A 3,569-nucleotide genomic window follows, 5' to 3' on the forward strand; every position below is an offset into this window, starting at 1 on the left:
AGACTGCGCGGTCGATTATTTGAAAAGCGGAAAAATAATTTGCCGTTTGCGTCTCTCTCAATTCGCTGTCCAACACCCATGTTCCGCCAAAGTAAGCGGACGGGTTAGTGGCATTGACGCTCATATAGATACTGCCCACCGGATACAGCGTCTTAATGAAGGACTGGATATAATCTTTTAAAAGTTTCCCATACACCCGGACATCCCAATCCTCCGCAACCTCGAAGGTATTATCCTTCTCCGATACCTTCCCAACAGCCACTCCCTTACCGCCTCTCTTAAAATCCATGACCACGGCTGCCGTAGAAACGATGTCCTGGATAGCAATGGTGGTAAAGGCATCTGTCAGCGTATATTTGATGTCATAGGAGGTCTCCGTGGAGATGTTTCCGCCGCCAAAAGTAAACGCCGTACCGGAACTGAAAGCGGCATTGGCATTCGTCCACGCGGTATCCGATGCCTTTTTGTAATAGGTGGCGCGGGTAATGGTGTTTTTACTGCTGCATGACGCATAACTGTAGGAAACCAGTCCCCGGATATACGTCCCGTCATCATTAACAGTTCCATTGCTTAAGCACCGCTGTGAGAGGTAGCTGGCAAAGGACGGCGGGGAATAGGCCACCACCGAAATGCTCACCGTGGCCGCTGCTGACACCCGCCCCCTGGAATCCGTCACCGTCGCCGTAAAAGTAACCATGCCGGAAGTATTCAGGAACCCCGTTGTAAAACTGGACGCCGTACTGGTGTAGCCGCCGCCCGTAATGGAATAGGAAGAAATCGTGGAGCCGTAGCTTCCCGCCGCCCCGTTAATGGTAAGCGTTGCTTTGGACTTCGTCTGCACATAGATCCCCCAGGTACCCGGCACCGCCCCGTCCACCCTGGCAGCAGTCAAACTGGTAATGGTAGGTTTTATTGAAGCCGGGACGGTCAGTGTCAGCGTACACGTCTTACTTCCAATCTTCGTACTGCCGTTATAAGTCGTACAGGTGACCGTGCAGGTTCCGGTCACCGCTTTGGGTATCTGGCTTGCCAGTGAAAGGGGCGGTGTCCAGGATACCGATGTGGACGTGGTCTTTGTGGCTATCGTCCCGGCAGCCGTGCCGAAGGTATAGGTCAGCGTGTGGGTAAAGGAAGAAGAGGCACGGCTGATGGCAATGGCCGTAGCAGACCCCATCGTTGCATTAGGGGTAGAAACACTGGACGCCCTTGCAATGGAATCCAGCGTAATATTGGCGCTTGCGGTAATCGACTCATAATACGTCCCGCTTAACGTCGCCCGGATATAGAACACCGCGCTCATGGTCAGGCTTTTTGTGCCGTCACTGTTATGGTTCACGGTCTGTGTTACAGTTCCCAGAAGGTGCGTGCCTGTACCGTTGACTGCTGGTGACTCATAAATCTGTGCGGTTCCGTTGATCGTTATGGAATTGTCCGAACGGCCATAAATAGACAGACTCCAGTCATTGACCAGATAGGCTTTCGCTGTGACCGTGCTGGTATTGGCAGATATATTTTTTGTCTGCGTCCAGTCCACCCGCAGCACATAATGCCCGCTGTGGATGGAACCGGAAAAGCTGCCGCTGGATGCCATTTTGCTTTTCCTCCTTCCCCACAAAAATAAAAACTGCTGTTATCCCGCCGGGTCACGCCATTTGATAGACAGGTTCCCGTTGGCTCTTGGGATAAAATCAAACCATCCCCGGCTCTCATTACCCAGGGACAGCTTGTTCCGTATCTCCGCATTGGTGATCACAAGGCTCTGATTGGAAATATAGGCAATCTTCTGTCCGTTCTCCTTAAAGGCCAGCTCCTCGTTGGAAAGCTCCGCCGTGAACGCATTCCCGACCTTCCCAAGCTCGATCAGCGCCCCTTTAAACCGGATATACTCCTCCAGAAGCGTCTGGTTTGCAGACACATTGTTGATGATCTCATTGGTGATAGCGGTAAAATCCATGCGGATCTCGCTGCTGTTCTGGGTGATGCTCGCCTGGAAGTCCTGCTGGATGCTTTCCAGCTCAGACTTTGACAGGTACATCTCCCGGACAGAACTCTGAATCTGCTCGGAGGTCTTTGTGATCTCCGAGTAGCACTCCCGCACGTTGACCTTTAAGGCTTCCACGCCCTCCACCGCGTCGTCATACGCCTGCACGTTCTGGAACGTATGCTGGCAGACCGTTAAAAGCGCCATGCCCGCCACCCCCCTAATTAGACACATCACACTGTAGGGTGGCGATGCTGTCAATGTCATCCGCAGATAAATAAATGACTTTTCCAGTCTTTCCAAAGGCAGCCTCCCTGCCGTCCTTATCCTGCTTATACCAGGTGTAGGTAAGACTCTGCTTTTCTGTTGCCGCTGCCCACGTAGTCCCGTTATACTTCATCAGCGTGACTGTTTTCGCTGTATGGTCGATCTTGTACCAGAACATCCCGTTTGTAGGCGTGGAAGGGGCTGTCTCGCTGATATTGCCGAGCAGTGCATCCACTTCCTTCTGGTTGGTACGGACGATCACATAGGGAACCAGACCGCCCAGGTTATTTTTTACGGTAAAGCCGCCGATGGAGAGCATCTCCGATACATAGGGATCCGACTTATCCTCCACCGTGATCACATCCACATAGGACTTGCCGCCATAATTCATGGTGCACCGGTAAGACTGGATATTCACGATATCCGCGCCGGAAACCATCAGCGTATCAGACGTTGCCCCGCTGATATCTGTCCATTTTCCGGCTGTGTATTTCGACCACTGGTAAGTCGCACCTGTGGTGATCTCCGTTGTGCCGCTGTAGGCGGATGTTGCCAGTACCAGGGAACCGGACTGGTTTTGTACGATAGTCCCGTTTGGTGCGTAAACAGAGAACACCACCGCACTGGCCCCGTTGCTTCCCTTATTGGATTTCGTCCAGGCAAACTTCTTCACCACGCTCTTTCCTGAAATCGTAAAGGTCAGGTCAATGGTTCCAGTCAGCACCGATGCCCCGCCCAGGGTGGCATTGGCGGCAAAGGTAAGCACTACGGAACCTGAAGCAGACGCCGTGGCTGCCGTATTGGATTTTACGGTCACTCCGGTGGGCAGGGTTCCCACTGTACAGGTACATGGGGTCTGCGTAATGCCTACATACCCGGTAAAGGGAATCGTCACATCCACGGCAGCCTGTACCGCACCTCCCGTGGTGCAGGCAATGTTCTGCGCCTCATTTCCAAGGATGACGGACAAACCTCCCGCGCCTGCCTGCCCCGGCTGTCCCTGCTCCCCGTCATACATCTTCGTGATGGAAATGGTGTCGAACACATCCGCATCATCGGTCACCAGCTTGATCTGCGCCACGTTGTTGAAGAACACTGCGTGTGCGGGCTTTACTACCAGCGTCCCGCCGGTAATACTGGTATTGTCCGAAGTGGTCGGATAATCCGTCCACACACCGGAACTGTTCAGATACTGCCACTTGCTGACCGTTACCCCCTGGACCTGTGCAGACAAAGTCGCCTGCGTGTCGCCCCGCAAAATAAAGTTCCTGTCTCTTGCACAAAAACAGCGAATTATTATATCAGTTCCATAATGATGTCT

General features: G+C 53.0%; 3 protein-coding genes. All 3 read right to left on the bottom strand.

Annotated features, from left to right (window positions below; translation table 11 throughout):
- Positions 1-1,591, bottom strand: a 1,591-nt coding sequence (locus ACESZH_RS23595; protein WP_373219524.1) for a DUF859 family phage minor structural protein, incomplete at its 3' end; no start/stop codon positions are given.
- A 39-nt stretch (positions 1,592-1,630) separates the two neighbouring features.
- Complete coding sequence (locus ACESZH_RS23600; protein WP_158369679.1) at positions 1,631-2,188, bottom strand: hypothetical protein; 558 nt, start codon at positions 2,186-2,188, stop codon at positions 1,631-1,633.
- 13 nt (positions 2,189-2,201) lie between these two features.
- On the bottom strand, positions 2,202-3,569 hold a 1,368-nt coding region (locus tag ACESZH_RS23605; RefSeq protein ID WP_373219526.1), incomplete at its 5' end, for a hypothetical protein.

It is taken from the genome of Ruminococcus sp. 5_1_39BFAA (assembly GCF_964240875.1).
GTDB lineage: Bacteria > Bacillota > Clostridia > Lachnospirales > Lachnospiraceae > Blautia_A.